The following is a 15,971-nucleotide window of genomic DNA, read 5'->3' as shown; positions in this document are numbered from 1 at the left end:
AATTCCTTCTTTGGATTGGATTAAGCAAATAGCGGAGGTCCGCTGAACAATACGATATGGGCATTGCCTTGTATGGCTTTAAACGTCATATCGCGAGAAACTTTTTGGGCTGGGAATACTGGAAGTTTAAGACTCTCTGGATTAAATTCTTGACCTTCTACTTCAAACATTCCCGCTATAGGCATGGCAAACATGTTGTGACCAATAGCAATTGGTACAGTGATCTCAGCACCATCTTGTAGTGAAATATCGAGCATCGTCACTTCAGTTGGTGGGTTCATTGGGGAATGAACATCACCATAACTACCTAATGGCACACGTACTTTTGCGTTTGATAGGTGAATTACAGGGACATCTTGAGCCTCAAGAATTAATGGAAAAGGCTCAATTTGACTGTTAGATTCAGAGAGATCTACAAAAAATTGTAATCCATGGACAGTTTTTCCAACCTCAGCAGGAACTTCTTCGTGTGATACACCACGACCTGCCGTGGTCCAATGTAGTCCCCCTGCCTGAATGAGATTCTGGGTCCCAATGGAGTCACGATTCGCCATTCCTGTTTCAGAATCTTCTAACAAGTAAGAGACAGCTGACATGCCCTGATGACGGTGAGGAGGGAAAGTCGGAGCATTCATCCAATAGTGATCGACACCAAGGATTGGAGAAATAAGCGATTCTTGCGTACGTAATCCATAGCCATGAAATTGACGACCATGGTTAGCGCGTTGAACTTGAGCGATAACAATAGACATAATTGCAGCCTTTAAATTTCAGTAGATGTATTTAAAGTTGGATAATCGACATAACCTTGTGCATCACCACCGTAATATGTCGTATTATCCGCTTCATTCATTGGTAAATTCTGTTGCAGACGACTTACAAAGTCAGGGTTCGCGAGGATCATTTGTCCATAAGACTCTAGATCTGCTAAACCTGATTCGATATCTGTTCCGATGTTTTCGCGCGGACGTCCAGGGCGGTTAATGATTAATGCCTGTGTCCATATTTGACGTATATCTTGCAAAAGTTCTTCATTGCCAAGATGCATAACATGTAAATATACGAGTCCTAGTTTATTAAGCTCTTTCACGAGATAACGATATAATTCAGGGCCTTCTTGACCTTCATCAATTCCCCAAAGCAGCGCGCCTGGAGAAAGACGAATCGCGGTTTTATCGGCACCAATTTCTTCTACAATGGCAGTTGCTACTTCAATGGCAAATCGAGCGCGATTCTCAATAGACCCACCATATTCATCAGTACGAGTGTTTGCACTTGGTGCAAAAAATTGTTGAATCAGGTAGGCATTGGCACCATGAATTTCCACACCATCAGCACCTGCTTCAATCGCACAACGGGCAGCATGTCTAAAATCTTGAACAGTCTGTTTGATTTCTTCCGTTGTCAGAGCACAAGGAACTGGAATTTCTTGCATTCCAGTTGGTGTGAATGTACCTGTCCCTGGAGCAATTGATGAAGGTGCTACAGCTTGACGATGATGCGGAGTATTATCTGGGTGTGACATACGACCAGCATGCATCAGTTGAATGAAAATATGGCCACCTTTAGCATGGATTGCATCAGTAATTTTTTTCCAGCCCGCAATATGTGAATCTGTATAAATACCAGGTGTTGCTAAATAGCCCTGGCCATCTTCAGAGGGTTGTGCGCCTTCTGCAATGATTAATCCAACACTTGCACGTTGAGTATAGTATTCGGTTGCTAATTCGCCAGGTGTCCCATCAAACTGAGCACGTGATCGTGTCATTGGTGCCATAGCTAGTCGATTTGCTAATTGATACTGACCGATACGAATAGGTTTAAATATTTGATTCATGATTCATTGTCCAATAAATTGATTTAGATAATTTGATGTAACTTAGTCTGATTTTCTTAGATACGAACTTGACCGCCATCTGCTGCAATCGTTTGACCTGTAACAAAGCCTGAGTCTGTAGAGCATAAGAATGAAACCACTCCAACGATGTCCTGTGGTTCAATCATTCGAGGAATTGCTTGCTGTTTTGGTAAGTACTCAAAAATATCTGCGTTAATTCCATGCATAGTTTTGGTATTGGTTAAACCAGGTGCAATCGCGTTAACGTTTATGCCAAAAGCACCTACTTCACTAGCCAACGCACGAGTAAAACCAATCACACCACCTTTGCTTGCGATATAAGCTGTCATCTCTGGCGCATTCAGCCAAAATGTTGTACTTGCTACATTTACAATTCTGCCAAAATGATTATTTTTCATGACAGGAACAAATGCTTTGCTCATCAGAAATGCGCCATCTAAGTTGACAGAAATCACTTTTTTCCATGTTTCATAATCGGTATCTTCAAATGATTTCCATGGATAAATTCCAGCATTGTTCACTAATGCGGCAACAGGAGGCATATTAGCTGCAACCTCAGTTGCAAATTTTTGAGTGGACTCTGGTGAGGTGACATCAACAATAGCGGAGAAAAATTTACGTCCTTCTGCTGCAACAAGTTGACGAGTTGCGGCTGCATCTACAACGTCTGCAACAGCAATATCGAAACCATCGGCAGCTAATCGTTGAGCATAAGCTTGACCAATACCATTTGCTGCACCAGTGATGACAGCAGTTCCTTTAGACATGTCACTATTCCTTATTAAAAGTTAAATATGCCAGTAAGTAGAAATAGTATTAACGAGTTAGCCTTTGAGATAAATATGGTAAAATGGAAATCATTAATCCATTAATGGGATAATTCGGATGGAATTTCTTAATGATATGGCGTTGTTCGTAGAAGTTTGCAAAGTGATGAGTTTTAGAAAAGCTGCGGATAACTTGAATATGCCAAGTTCAACATTATCAAGAAGAATTAGTCATTTAGAAAAAGAAATAGGTTTACGATTGCTCCATCGGACAACACGGAAAGTGGAGCTAACAGAAGCAGGCCAAGTCTATTTTGAGCGTTGTAAACGAATTGTAAGTGAAGCGCTACTGGCTCATGAACAGCTTGGAGAAATGCTATCTAAACCCAGTGGATTGCTACGTATTTCTTTACCAGTTGATTTTGGAGCAATGATTTTGGCTCCACTACTAACAGAATTCGCAGAACTTTATCCTGGCATTAACTTTGAAATTGATTTGACCTCTAAACTGGTTGATCTAGTTGCACAGAATATTGATGTAGCTATTCGAATGGGGAATCCACCAGGTTCAAATTTAATCGGCCATAAATTAATGCAATTTCGAGGACAACTTTATGCATCCGCAGATTATTTAGAAAAACATGGACACCCTAATCATCCTAACGATTTAGCACATCATCAATGTCTGAGCTTTCCTAACAATTTAGTGTGGAAATTGAATCATAAAAATGAAGCTGTAGAAGTTAAGATTAGTGGACGATTCATGCTGAATAGTGTTGGTATGATGCGAAAATTGTCAATTCTGGGCCAGGGAATTATTTTTACACCTCATGAGATAGTTCATGATGATGTTAATAAGGGGTTATTAGTACCAATTCTTACTGAATGGCAGGGCGATTTTTTACCTGTTTATGCACTGACAGAAACTCGTTTACTTCCTGCAAAAGTTCGAGTTTTTATTGATTTTTTACGAGAAAAATTAATGAATTTTACAAGTCACTCTGGCTTTGTTGCATAAAGTTTTGAAAGATAGAGCGATCCTAATTGAGCCAAATTCAAGTGACAACTTGGGTGTGAGGGCGCCCCAATTCTGTGAATTTGTTCAAGACGGCTACGCGTGCATGAATCTCATTCACCTGACTAGGAAAACTCCTTGCTGGGGTCATCAATACAGATAAAGCAGCGACCTATGGCCATGCTTTATCACGGTTAAAGCTGACTTTTTCAACCTGGTTTTTTGATTAGAAATTAAAGCTTTTTCTAAAGATTCATTAAATTTTTTGCAGAAATCATCCAAAATACAAAATACAAAATACAAAATACAAAATACAAAATACAAAATAATTCGGTAATATGATCCATTGAGAAGCCTTGTTTTATAACATTTTGTCTTGAGAACCAATATGTTACAAAAACAGGGCTTTTTTTCTACTCTTTTTTTATATCGAACTCAGGTTAATTATAGTCGCCAATTTCAACTGAGTTCCTCTCCGGCTTTTAAATAGCGGTATACCGCTTGGCGGCTAATTCCAAATGCCTGGCCTAATGCCATTTTTGAAGGATACTGCCCTTCCTTCCATGCTTGTCGCAAAGCTTCAGCTTTATCAGGCTTCAATTTATGTACCCGGCCTTTGTACTTCCCTTGAACAGAGGCGAGTTTAATTCCTTCCTTTTGCCTTTCTAGAATGATTTCACGTTCAAATTGCGCAAAAGCACCCATCAGTTGCAGCATCAAATTATCCATCGGCGTGGATTGGGCAGTAAAAGTAATATTCTCTTTTACAAACTGGATGGCGATCCCTCTTTTGACCAGTTTATCTACTTCAGTGACCAAATCTTTTAGACTTCGTGCAAAACGATCCATGGAATGTACAATCACCCTGTCTCCTTCCCGGACATAGTTCAACATTTCTTGAAATTTCGGTCGGTCGGTATTTTTACCCGAAGCACGGTCAACAAAAATCCGGTCGACTTCAATTCCCTCAAGTTGACGCCCTGTATTTTGCTCGACCGAACTCACTCGCACATAACCTACTTTTTGGCCTTTCACTCTTTCACGCCCCAATTAGATAAAAATGAACAATTTCGTAAATTATAAATCTTAAATATCAAAGTTACATGTTATATATGGTTAAAAATCATTTAAATGTTACATATTTTTAAGAACTTTTATATTGTTACTTTAGGGTGTAGTCTAAAGTAACAGAATGAATATTCTGCCCCCGATAGAAACAGCCGTACTCAGGGGGGAGATTTTTTTGATGTGCAGGTGCCGACCCTTACCAGAAGGCACTGTTGAAAATAACCACGAATCGTAAGCTGAATACTCTTTTAGCTAAAGGAGCAGCATATGAATTCTTTCCATAAAATTTAGGCTTGTATACCCAGAAAAATGTGGAACTTCTTAGGTTTCATACATGAGGATTTTGATAGGCTCACTGACTATTTTAAATTGTGTGCCTTAACTCTCTGTTCTAAAAGGCTATTCAGAATTTTTAGACTGTTTATTTTGAACATTCTTTTTACTCTGTGGTGGCGATGCCGTAATTGGACCTTGCAAGATGCATGGTCGTGTATGGGCGATGTCCAGAAAGAATTTGACTCAAAACTATTTTAGTTGGGAAGGAATGCTAAAAATTGGAGATTGATACATCTCATCGTTTGTTTAAATATTTTTTGATTAAATTTTCCCTTTAAAAATTCCATTTTTTTTAATGTCTTAACTTGTATTTAATATAGAAGATCCCCATAACAACAAAAGCACTACAGGAATACAACAATATGGCGAATCCACAAAAACACTATGCTAAGTTCCACACAAATATTCGATTAGGTCGTTATGACGAAGAAAGTACATTACGTGAAAAACGTGACCTTTTGATTAGCACCTTAAAAGATGAACTCAAAAAGGATCCAAATGGTCCTCAATTTGTTGAATACTTTAATCAAGGTAGTTATGCCTTGGGCACAGGGATTAAGCCTAAGAATGGAGATTATGATATTGATGTAGGAGTTTTATTAGATTGTGACAAAGAGGAATATGGCTCAGTAGAAATTAAAAAAATTGTTAGAGATGCTTTAACTCATTCAAATAGTAATGTGGTTCCGTTAATTAGACCACTCAATTCAGTTTTATAAGTGATAAATCCGCTCTAAATATTTAAATTATGCTGCCATTACTTTTAGTAAATGTTGATCATAAAATTCATCCGGTGTTGCCTTATTCAAACTTGAATGAGGACGTATCATGTTATAAAAATCCAAATATTCAGCAATTGATTGTTTCGCTTGTTTAACCGTATCGTAAGCCTTCAAATAGACTTCCTCATGCTTCACGCTGCGCCATAAACGCTCAATCATTACATTATCCATCCATCGTCCTTTCCCATCCATACTGATACGGATATTTCGCAATTTTAACTCATTCAAAAATGCCTCGCTTGTGAATTGACTGCCTTGGTCTGTATTAAACACCTCAGGACAACCATATTTCACAATTGCTTCTTGCAACGCATCTATGCAAAAGTCTGTTTCCATACTGATCGATACTCGATGAGCCAGTACTTTACGACTATGCCAATCTATAATTGCACACAGATAGACAAAGCCTTTAGCCATAGGAATGTACGTGATATCTGTACACCAGACTTGATTAGAGTGATCGATGACCATGTTTTTCAACAGATATGGGAAAATACGGTGTGCAAGATTAGGCTTACTGGTATTGGGTTTTGGATACAAGGCATGTATTCCCATCAAGCGCATTAAACGTCGGACTTTACGCCGACCTATTTGATGTCCTTGACGCTGTAGCATATCTCGTATCATTCGACTGCCCATAAATGGGTAGTCGAGATGAATTTCATCGATTAGACGCATCCAACTCAAATCAGTTGATGAAATCTCTTTGGGCTTGTAATACAACGTACTGCGATTGATTTGAATCAATTGCGATTGTTGTCGTACCGAAAGTTGATGGGTCTTATCGATCATTTTTTGCCGCTCAGCTGCCCTATTTTTCTGAGCGCACCTTCTAAAAAATCAATTTGCAATGCCTGATGTCCTATCTTGGCATGTAGAGCTTTGAGGTCAATCTCTGGTTCTTGTTGTGCTGTTGGTCGTGAAAAAATATTGACTGATTGCTCAAGCAGTTGATTTTTCCAATCGATGATTTGGTTTTGATGTAAATCGAATTGAGTAGAAAGTTCAGCGAGTGTGTGGTCGCCTTTAATTGCTGCGAGAGCAACTTTAACTTTAAACTCTGCTGAATGATTACGACGTTTTCTTCGTGTCATGGTTGACTCCAAAAACAAGCATTTCCCATGCTTATTGGGGAGTAGATTATCACTTATAGGCGTGGTCTAAAATCCTAGAACCACATCATAGAACTGTAACGATCAAACGACCTTGCGTAACTGTCACTTATCTCAAAAATGGTAGTCCCGATTATCATGTAGATCTGCCCATCTACGCTGAAGACGACAAAGGCAATATGTATCTAGCTCGAGGTAAGGAATTCTCCTCTGAAGACCTTAAGACTTGGGATATTTCAAATCCTACTGAACTTACCGATACAATTTTGGGAAAATTTGAAGATGATTCAGATTTACGTCATCAGTTTAGACGATGTACTCGCTACTTGAAACAATGGCGAAATGAGAAAGGTCTAGATTTTTTTAAGAGTATTGCTATCACTACAGCTGTATATGAGCATATAACAGCTGAAGATTATGAGAATGATAATAAGGTATTACTTTCTATAGTAAATAATGTATTAGATCAATTCACTACCTTTAGCATTGATCCAGAAAATAACGAGTATTACTTCAGACTCGTAATTAATTTACCTGCACATCAAGGTGTAGACTTACTCGAAAAATTGACCCGAAAACAAATGGAGCACTTAAAATCAAAACTTGAAGATTTAAAATCATCTTTAGAAGCTGTAAATGAGGAAACTGATACAGTAGAAGCTTGCAAAATTTTAAATAAAACTTTTGGAAGTCAATTCCCTATCCCTGAAATACAAGAAGTGTCCGAACCAGTAGTACAAACTTATTACACTCAAGAAGGAAAATCTGCTTAGGAAAACTCAATGTTTTTTGATAACCCAAAGTTAGACAATATTGAAAAGCTATTAAGTGAACATGGAGCTCAAAATATCCATGTCACTTCTATTACTAAGGATTGGGTTAATCTAAAATTTGATTTTCTCATTAATACACAACAGGTTTGCCTTGGTCTAATTTTTCAAAATAGAGCTAATTGGACGATACCTCCCATTTTTAGAATATTGACACGACCAATGTCTGCCTTAGATCATGTGAGTCAAAGTGGGGAAATTTGTACTACGGATCATCAAGGTGAAAACTTTGAAGGCTATAGACATAAAGAACTTATTACTGAATTCTTTGAAAGGGCTATAGATATACTCAAGCAATCTTTTATTAATTTTCAATTAAACAACCGAGTAAGCTTGTATAACGAACTAGAAGGATATTTAGGCAGCACTCAAAATATAAATGAGGATGTAATATTACATTGCGACCCTACTTCTACATTTAATTTATATGGTTGGTTAAGAAAATCATCAAAAGGGAATCATCAAATATTAGAGCATATTGATGATGGCGATAGTTCTTACATAAACCACAACCAGCTCACAAAAGTAAAAATTCATAAGATATTATTAGAAGATGCTTCTGTTTTCCCCATACCAGATATAGGAGATTATTTTAATGAGGACTATTTTCTAAAAATTGTTAATACCCTCTCTAATGAGAACAAACGATCTTTGTTAAAACAAGGCAATCATTATGCCCTAGTGGGAATTCCAAATGAACATGGATTTGCTTATGTGATTTTTTATTATGCCATTTGGTATTCTTTCAAAGAAAAAGTATCCTTCTAATGTGGTTCCGTTAATTAGACCACTCAATTCAGTTTTATAAGTGATAAATCCGCTCTAAATATTTAAATTATGCTGCCATTACTTTTAGTAAATGTTGATCATAAAATTCATCCGGTGTTGCCTTATTCAAACTTGAATGAGGACGTATCATGTTATAAAAATCCAAATATTCAGCAATTGATTGTTTCGCTTGTTTAACCGTATCGTAAGCCTTCAAATAGACTTCCTCATGCTTCACGCTGCGCCATAAACGCTCAATCATTACATTATCCATCCATCGTCCTTTCCCATCCATACTGATACGGATATTTCGCAATTTTAACTCATTCAAAAATGCCTCGCTTGTGAATTGACTGCCTTGGTCTGTATTAAACACCTCAGGACAACCATATTTCACAATTGCTTCTTGCAACGCATCTATGCAAAAGTCTGTTTCCATACTGATCGATACTCGATGAGCCAGTACTTTACGACTATGCCAATCTATAATTGCACACAGATAGACAAAGCCTTTAGCCATAGGAATGTACGTGATATCTGTACACCAGACTTGATTAGAGTGATCGATGACCATGTTTTTCAACAGATATGGGAAAATACGGTGTGCAAGATTAGGCTTACTGGTATTGGGTTTTGGATACAAGGCATGTATTCCCATCAAGCGCATTAAACGTCGGACTTTACGCCGACCTATTTGATGTCCTTGACGCTGTAGCATATCTCGTATCATTCGACTGCCCATAAATGGGTAGTCGAGATGAATTTCATCGATTAGACGCATCCAACTCAAATCAGTTGATGAAATCTCTTTGGGCTTGTAATACAACGTACTGCGATTGATTTGAATCAATTGCGATTGTTGTCGTACCGAAAGTTGATGGGTCTTATCGATCATTTTTTGCCGCTCAGCTGCCCTATTTTTCTGAGCGCACCTTCTAAAAAATCAATTTGCAATGCCTGATGTCCTATCTTGGCATGTAGAGCTTTGAGGTCAATCTCTGGTTCTTGTTGTGCTGTTGGTCGTGAAAAAATATTGACTGATTGCTCAAGCAGTTGATTTTTCCAATCGATGATTTGGTTTTGATGTAAATCGAATTGAGTAGAAAGTTCAGCGAGTGTGTGGTCGCCTTTAATTGCTGCGAGAGCAACTTTAACTTTAAACTCTGCTGAATGATTACGACGTTTTCTTCGTGTCATGGTTGACTCCAAAAACAAGCATTTCCCATGCTTATTGGGGAGTAGATTATCACTTATAGGCGTGGTCTAAAATCCTAGAACCACATCACTTCAAAGGCTTTAAAGTCTCTTTAACACAAAGAGCGTGGATAGATTATTTATTAAATAGAACGGGGCAAGAGAAAAAAACAAGACATATAGCGATTATCGGATGTGGGGCTTTAGGCTCAAAGATTGCAGAGATATTAGCTCAAACAGGCGTAAATAAATTTTCTTTCATAGATCCAGAGCTTTTAAAAACAGATAATATTTATCGTCATTCTTTAGGTTTGCAGTATGTTAATACCTATAAATCTACTTCTTTAGCTAATAAGTTTTTAATAGAAAGGCCCGGATTAACTATTTTTCCATTCGTAAGCCATGGTGAAAGCTGGATAAAATCAAAAATTACTGAAGATATTGATACTATCATCATAGCAATTGGCCATACTCCTACTGAGATTTCTCTCGTAAAAACTATTTATGAAATAAGTGCAAACATTCAAGTAATAATAGGCTGGTTAGAACCTTATGATTTAGGTGGACATTTTATTTCTTTCAATAATAAATATGTAGGATGTTTAAACTGCTTATATTTTGATGAAAAATCAAATAAAAGTCTTACCCCTATGTATAAATATGTACAATCTGGACAGCTAATTGCTAAAAATATTACAGGGTGTGCTGGTGCATTTACCCCCTTCTCTTCTTTAAATTGCATGAAGCTAGCAAGCTATATTTCTGAATATGTCCTGAATCAACAATTAGGATTTGTTTCTATTTCTGGCGACAATCAGAATGCAAATAAAAATGGAATAATTACTACCCCTTTTTATAATTCAGTAAATAATTCAAATGGAATTAATATATTGAATTTAAAAGAAATTTATAAAGAAGTATGCCCATGTTGCAATACATAACTCAATGGAGGATTAAATGTGACACACCTACAGGCCAAGTCTTTATTATTCAAGCAAATGTTTTAAAGAGTTTAAAGCAATTTATACAATTAGAATCAGATTCTCCAGAATCGGGTGGCATTCTAATTGGAAGAACAGACATAGAAACTAAAGCTAAAATCATTGAAAGCTTTACCTCTCCTATGGAAGGAGACTGTCAAACACGTATGTCTTTCTTTAGGTCAAAGTCCCACCAATATGCTTTAATACAAGCTTGGAACGAATCTAAAAAATTCTATAATTTTCAAGGCCTATGGCATACACATCCTGAAGATGTACCAACACCCTCTCCAACCGATTTAAGGGATATAGATACTGTTCTAAATGGCATTACCAATCTTAATGACCCAGTTTTATATTTAATAATCGGAAGAGTAAAAACTGGAATCTGGATTGGTAGAAAAAATTTTAAAATCAAACTGTTAGGTTATATTGAGTTAAATTGAAAATGCAACTAGACCCATCCCTAAGTTTACAGACTTCTTTATCAGCAATAGATGATTTATCAAATGCAAATAAATATATAGAAGAAATTTTAAAGCATATTTGTATAGATTCATTAGGTGTATTAGTTGATGAAGAACGTAAAAATATAATTTTTGTCTTATTGAAAAATAAAAGCCCTGAAAGTTTTTTCCGTATAATTCTCAATTATGATGATACTTTAACTTTTGTCCGAAGATTGCTTGCCAAAAAAATTTCCATTTATGCACGCTTTCTTCAAGGTCACATAATTGATGCCCACACTCTACATGATTTTGAAAAGTTAAAAGAAACATGGAATTTAACCTCCTCTCAAGAGAGCGAAGTTAAAGATGTAGATTTTGTTCCTAGAAAGATTCCTAAACAAAAACCAAACCCTGTAAACCAATTAGAATATTTCATAAAAAGAATTTTTGATTTTGAGCATCTTACAGGTAGGGGTAACGATTTATCTGAAAAAGATAAAAACCAGATTTATCTCTCAAGTCATGGCCGATGTATGTTTAAAGGATGTGGTGCAAAATTAAACATAGATGAAATAACTGGATTTGAAGGTACATATGGCGTTTTAGCTCATAATGTTGCAGCATCAGAAAATTCTACTCGCGGTATCCCCTTCTTCTCATATCAACTATCAGATGATCCAACGAATATTTTATTATTATGTGAAAAACATCATAGGTTAATTGATAAAGTTGCTGGCGCAGAATATACAGCTTCAAGACTCTCGCAAATGAGAAGTAATTTCATAGCACAATGCGAAGATTTATTAGATTCTTTAAGCTTTACTCCTATGCCAGTGTATTTATTTTTCTGGCCCGTGAATCGCAATATTCCTCAGTCTCCTTCACGACGTGATATTGCAAGCTGCCTTCTCCCATTAAAATCTATTTTGCATAAAGATAAGACACTAATTCATGAACCATTACCAGCTCATTTAAGAGCTTCAGCTGATGAGTTCTATAAAAAGTATTTTTTAGAAGAATTTGAAGTTCAAACAGAACAATTACTTAGGGAAACTAAATTTGATGATAAGAGAGTAGCTATTTTTGGCTTCGGCCCTATGCCATGCCTAATAGCATTAGGAAGTAAATTAGGAAATAAAGGGAAATTTATACCTATGCTTATGTATAGGGATGGAAGTTGTTGGATGTGGCCTGATCTTATATGTACAACCAAAGCGTATGAAATTAATAATTTCAGTGAAATAGAAGATTGTACTGAAATTACTATTAGATTGAATCTCACTGCTGATCCAGAAACCTCTAAAAATAAGGCTGTTGAATTAGGACATCCGGTAATTAATATTACTGCTAAACCAGAATATATGGGGAATGGAGCAATAAGAAATCCTGAACGAGGACTAAGTTTCATGCAAGATATTCATGCGTTATTTCATAGTCTAACAGATAAAGGAATTACCAAAATTCATGTCTTACCATGTGCATCCAATGCTGCTTGTATATGGTTTGGACAAGCATTTGATCTGCATCATCCTGAAATGGTTATTTATGATTACTTAAATAATTCAATGGTTCCAAGACTTCAAATTCGAAATAATGGAAGCAAGAATGAAATCGCTGTAATTTAAACAGTATATTTGATAGTACTTTCATACCATTAGATTTAAATATGACATTAGTAAATGGAGTTTAGCTCTAATGGGGCTTTGTTGCATAAATATCTAAGACTATGATTTTGTTTAATTTATTTTTGGATTAAAATTTAAACAAATCCTTAAAAATCAGTATCTTGAAGAATGTTTATACAACAAAGCCACTTATCATCGGAAGAATATGCAGGCTATTCAACTCTGTGCATCAGATGAATATCACCTAAGACAACGCAATAAAATAGAAACATTATTCAGCTTATTGAAGGGGCAATACAATTTAGTGACGAGTAAAGCACGTAGTCTTCATGGATTTCTGAGTGGAATTTACGCCTCACTATGTGCATATCAATTAACCCATCGAAATAAGCCAACAATTCAAATTAAGGAATCATCGGCTTAAGCAGGATTCGGGTTACTTAAATACTTGTTCTTATATTGCTCATATGGTTAGTGAGAATGAAATCAAGACAATTTATAAGAGCTTATTAGTACTACAATTATCAAAATGATTAAGTCCATCCCTAAAATTTATAGAACAACTATTTATTATCCTCACATCTAGCCCTGATCAATCGAAGAAATATCACGATTTAGTGCTGATACCCATTCGCTGGCTTTCTACAAAGTCTAATCGAACTATGTGAATTTTGAGGAAGCACTTCTACTCGTTATTTTGCAAAAATTGAAATTTTCCAATAGGTTCATGAACCTATTTTTCAATGAAAATTAAAATGTTTTATAAATTATTAAATTTTATAGATATATCTTGTGTTTTATTTATGAACTAGACTTTTGGTGAACATAAGTTAAATAGCATATCCAAGACTGTAGCCTACGCAACCTCAGTTGGTGCTACAGCTCGACATTGTGAATCTCAGTAAAATTATATTCACAATGCCGAGTACGCTAATGAACATAATATACGTTATGCCGAAATCTACGCACGCAACCTATCAATGTGATGATCTAACTTTATAAAAAATTGTTTAAGCTGATCTATTTCTTTATCGTTATCTAATTCTGAATTTTGCAGTTGTTCTAGGACTGTCTCCAGTAGATCGCGCATGTACTCATAGTCGGCTCTGGTGAGTGTGCCCTTGTTTCTGTCATAGCTGACTGTTTTGTACAAATGTTGGTTTACACGCATAAATCTTTACCGGCATCTTATTAATGGGGGTTTTCAATCCCCACTGTAAACTCGCTGTATTCGATTGTTTTTTGTTCTCAGGCAGATCAATCTCGTTGAATTGACTGTCAAAATTCCTTGAACTGAGTTTATCGCCTAATAACTTGATGCACAGCGTGACCATTTTTTCCATAGTGTCCTGCCTAGATGGTCAAAATACCTTCAATCTTAAGCTTTTAATCACTAGATGGCTGAATAATCTTGTGAACGATATGCTCATGTGTCGGTACGAGGCCAGCTTTTAAGCCAAGTGGTTTAAACACCTTATCTAACACGACCTGAGTCAGTTGACCTTTGTCCTGTTCAATGTCGGTTAAAGTACGCCGACTGATTCCAACCATTGCTGCATATTTTTCTTGAGATAGCCCCAATACATTTTTGCGCAAGTGGTTCAGCAGTTGCCCCAAGGTAATTTTACCGAATAAATATTGCGTATATAAATCAATGAGCAATTGCTGACGGTCAAGTGGCTGATTTTCCTTTTTCATAATAGCTCCCATCGACTCAATTTGGCTTCAATAAAGTCATATCCTAGACCTGGCATATCTATAATCGTTTGGGGAACACCTTTATTGATTAATTGCTGTTTGAGACCAATAAGTTTGCTCGCCAATGTTTTCAATGTACTTAAAGATATTTGTGGTTCACACCAATGTGCAAGATTTCGGCTAATACTTTCCCAGCGGTATTCCCCTCCTTCTTCATACGGACTTCCCCATGTTGTTGATCTCGTGACAACTTCTGGATCGGCTTTCATTGGGGCAAAGTCGTAAATTGGAGCAAGAAATATTCGTCCTGATTTTTTTAAGAATGACGTATTACGGCCGTGATTATCTGAGTTACCAAAAATGATATTCAGCAAATCCCTTTGTAACCACTCACAAACGAATTGCGAAGAATCAAAGTTTTTGTCCACCGATTTTAATAAGGTACAAAGCGTGTCTATGACCTCAAAATGATTCAAATGGCTCCCTGATGTTTTATTCAATACGGAATAAACTGACTCAAGCCCGAGTCGATGCCATTGTTGATTACGCCACTCTGTGTCAAATCTCGGCAACCATAACGAAGGGTATTTCTGACCTTCAATCAGCTTCATCTGAGAAGTTTCAATTGTTGTAAATCCAAGTTCATTCAGGACATGATAAAAATGATATTCTGCTCTCAATATGTCGCAATCTATTGCACTACGCTTATTTCGAGGGAATTTAACTAGATAATGCTGATCTGGTTCATCAAAAGAATTTTGATAGGTATCAATCCAAACTTGCTGATCCTTTGACACGCGAATTAATAGTTTTGGAGCCTCACCTCCTGCACCAGTTGCACCGCCACTAATTGCACCCATTTGTTGTGCGTATTCGAGAAAATCAACATTTCGTTCTGTAACATCACCAGTAGTGAACTTGCGTAAGTGTAATGTTGATTCTGGATTGATCGGAGGAACTGACTCCTTAACTCTTAGATTCCCTACAGGAGCAATTGTGCCCTTTTCTAATAAAGTAAAATCTTGTTCTGCTGGCGAAAGTTTTTGCAGACCTAGATATTGCACTAAATAACGTCGAGCAGCACCAGATGGAACAATATCATCTAAAAAACTAAACCAGACTTTCGATTCATGTTGAATAAGAATCTGAACAGGAAGTGCTAAGCTACATGCATGTTCATCTCTCTTATCTAGATAAGAAATGGCATATTCTAATTCGTAGGATAACTCACTCGCACTTGCAGAACCTTTATGTGGTTCTAATATCTTGAGTTCTGCTATATCTAGCCATTCTGTATCGAGAAGAGCTTGAATCGTTAATTTTTCCATAAATATTAATAAGCAAATATTTTCTCAAAAATATCATAAAATAAAAAAAATGCGAATATATTTGCGCATTTCTATGATAATTTAAATTAAATGAGCAAATATTTGCTCGATAAATAGCTAAAATTTCTTCCAATACTACAAATATAAAGCTCGTCCAAATC

General features: G+C 36.5%; 15 protein-coding genes and 3 pseudogenes. 8 read left to right on the top strand and 10 right to left on the bottom strand.

Features of this window, described 5'->3' with window-relative positions; genetic code table 11:
* Positions 1 to 20 precede the first annotated feature (20 nt).
* From AC4CUX_RS16075 to AC4CUX_RS16065, 3 genes are read right to left on the bottom strand one after another with little or no spacing between them, the layout of a single operon-like run.
* A complete protein-coding gene (locus tag AC4CUX_RS16075; RefSeq protein ID WP_100535620.1) occupies positions 21 to 752 on the bottom strand; it encodes a pirin family protein in 732 nt (243 codons plus the stop codon).
* 11 nt (positions 753 to 763) lie between these two features.
* Positions 764 to 1,837: an alkene reductase gene (locus AC4CUX_RS16070; protein WP_100535621.1), complete on the bottom strand. Its 1,074-nt coding sequence runs from the start codon at positions 1,835 to 1,837 to the stop codon at positions 764 to 766.
* Positions 1,838 to 1,893: 56 nt separating this feature from the next.
* Entirely contained in the window at positions 1,894 to 2,625 is a 732-nt protein-coding gene (locus AC4CUX_RS16065) for an SDR family NAD(P)-dependent oxidoreductase (protein WP_034700660.1), read from the bottom strand.
* A 118-nt stretch (positions 2,626 to 2,743) separates the two neighbouring features.
* Between AC4CUX_RS16065 and AC4CUX_RS16060 the strand changes: the two genes are divergently transcribed.
* The gene (locus AC4CUX_RS16060) at positions 2,744 to 3,643 is read left to right on the top strand and encodes a LysR family transcriptional regulator (protein ID WP_100535623.1); all 900 of its coding nucleotides are present in this window, start codon (positions 2,744 to 2,746) and stop codon (positions 3,641 to 3,643) included.
* Positions 3,644 to 3,680: 37 nt separating this feature from the next.
* On the opposite strand, the pseudogene AC4CUX_RS16055 reads toward AC4CUX_RS16060, so the two are convergent.
* Both AC4CUX_RS16055 and AC4CUX_RS16050 read right to left on the bottom strand, forming a co-directional pair.
* Positions 3,681 to 3,782: pseudogene (locus tag AC4CUX_RS16055) on the bottom strand (IS5/IS1182 family transposase); the annotation flags it as partial.
* Between the two features lie 317 nt (positions 3,783 to 4,099).
* Positions 4,100 to 4,675: a recombinase family protein gene (locus AC4CUX_RS16050; RefSeq protein WP_075316580.1), complete on the bottom strand. Its 576-nt coding sequence runs from the start codon at positions 4,673 to 4,675 to the stop codon at positions 4,100 to 4,102.
* 731 nt (positions 4,676 to 5,406) lie between these two features.
* Here AC4CUX_RS16050 and AC4CUX_RS16045 point away from each other — a divergent pair.
* Complete coding sequence (locus tag AC4CUX_RS16045) at positions 5,407 to 5,763, top strand: cyclic GMP-AMP synthase DncV-like nucleotidyltransferase (protein WP_490792556.1); 357 nt, start codon at positions 5,407 to 5,409, stop codon at positions 5,761 to 5,763.
* A 27-nt stretch (positions 5,764 to 5,790) separates the two neighbouring features.
* Here the strand turns inward: AC4CUX_RS16045 and AC4CUX_RS16040 are convergent.
* A protein-coding gene (locus AC4CUX_RS16040) for an IS3-like element ISAcsp5 family transposase (RefSeq protein ID WP_100607972.1) occupies positions 5,791 to 6,920 on the bottom strand; the annotation gives its coding sequence in 2 pieces (ribosomal slippage) (positions 5,791 to 6,668 and positions 6,668 to 6,920; 1,131 coding nt in all).
* A 197-nt stretch (positions 6,921 to 7,117) separates the two neighbouring features.
* Here AC4CUX_RS16040 and AC4CUX_RS16035 point away from each other — a divergent pair.
* Positions 7,118 to 7,711, top strand: coding sequence for a hypothetical protein (locus AC4CUX_RS16035; RefSeq protein ID WP_490792555.1), 594 nt, complete (start codon positions 7,118 to 7,120; stop codon positions 7,709 to 7,711).
* 9 nt (positions 7,712 to 7,720) lie between these two features.
* Positions 7,721 to 8,536 (top strand): hypothetical protein, encoded by an 816-nt coding sequence (locus tag AC4CUX_RS16030; RefSeq protein ID WP_490792554.1) that lies wholly within the window; start codon positions 7,721 to 7,723, stop codon positions 8,534 to 8,536.
* 67 nt (positions 8,537 to 8,603) lie between these two features.
* On the opposite strand, the gene AC4CUX_RS16025 is transcribed toward AC4CUX_RS16030, so the two are convergent.
* Positions 8,604 to 9,733 (bottom strand): IS3-like element ISAcsp5 family transposase gene (locus AC4CUX_RS16025; protein ID WP_100607972.1). Its coding sequence is split into 2 segments (ribosomal slippage): positions 8,604 to 9,481 and positions 9,481 to 9,733, totalling 1,131 coding nucleotides; the frame shifts between segments, so codons are not numbered across the junction.
* Between the two features lie 71 nt (positions 9,734 to 9,804).
* Between AC4CUX_RS16025 and AC4CUX_RS16020 the strand changes: the two genes are divergently transcribed.
* The 4 genes and pseudogenes from AC4CUX_RS16020 to AC4CUX_RS16005 all read left to right on the top strand — a co-directional run.
* Positions 9,805 to 10,671: a ThiF family adenylyltransferase gene (locus AC4CUX_RS16020; protein ID WP_490792632.1), complete on the top strand. Its 867-nt coding sequence runs from the start codon at positions 9,805 to 9,807 to the stop codon at positions 10,669 to 10,671.
* Positions 10,656 to 11,156 carry a Mov34/MPN/PAD-1 family protein gene (locus AC4CUX_RS16015; protein ID WP_035270585.1) on the top strand — a complete coding sequence of 167 codons (501 nt, stop codon included), beginning with the start codon at positions 10,656 to 10,658 and terminating at the stop codon, positions 11,154 to 11,156. The genes AC4CUX_RS16020 and AC4CUX_RS16015 overlap by 16 nt, the downstream gene beginning before the upstream one ends.
* 2 nt (positions 11,157 to 11,158) lie before the next feature.
* The gene (locus AC4CUX_RS16010; RefSeq protein WP_035270587.1) at positions 11,159 to 12,784 is read left to right on the top strand and encodes an SAVED domain-containing protein; all 1,626 of its coding nucleotides are present in this window, start codon (positions 11,159 to 11,161) and stop codon (positions 12,782 to 12,784) included.
* A 187-nt stretch (positions 12,785 to 12,971) separates the two neighbouring features.
* Positions 12,972 to 13,208: pseudogene (locus AC4CUX_RS16005) on the top strand (IS982 family transposase); the annotation flags it as partial.
* Positions 13,209 to 14,043: 835 nt separating this feature from the next.
* On the opposite strand, the pseudogene AC4CUX_RS16000 reads toward AC4CUX_RS16005, so the two are convergent.
* The 3 genes and pseudogenes from AC4CUX_RS16000 to AC4CUX_RS15990 form a co-directional block, all read right to left on the bottom strand.
* Positions 14,044 to 14,156: pseudogene (locus AC4CUX_RS16000) on the bottom strand (IS5/IS1182 family transposase); the annotation flags it as partial.
* Positions 14,157 to 14,170: 14 nt separating this feature from the next.
* Entirely contained in the window at positions 14,171 to 14,494 is a 324-nt protein-coding gene (locus AC4CUX_RS15995) for a helix-turn-helix domain-containing protein (protein WP_373863465.1), read from the bottom strand.
* Positions 14,479 to 15,810 (bottom strand): type II toxin-antitoxin system HipA family toxin, encoded by a 1,332-nt coding sequence (locus AC4CUX_RS15990; protein WP_279691973.1) that lies wholly within the window; start codon positions 15,808 to 15,810, stop codon positions 14,479 to 14,481. Before AC4CUX_RS15990 ends, AC4CUX_RS15995 begins: the two co-directional genes overlap by 16 nt.
* Between the last annotated feature and the right edge of the window lie 161 nt (positions 15,811 to 15,971).

The organism is Acinetobacter sp. 231_lipA (assembly GCF_058243005.1).
Note: the sequence above shows the minus strand (reverse complement) of the source record. Positions and strands in the feature narration are given on the sequence as shown.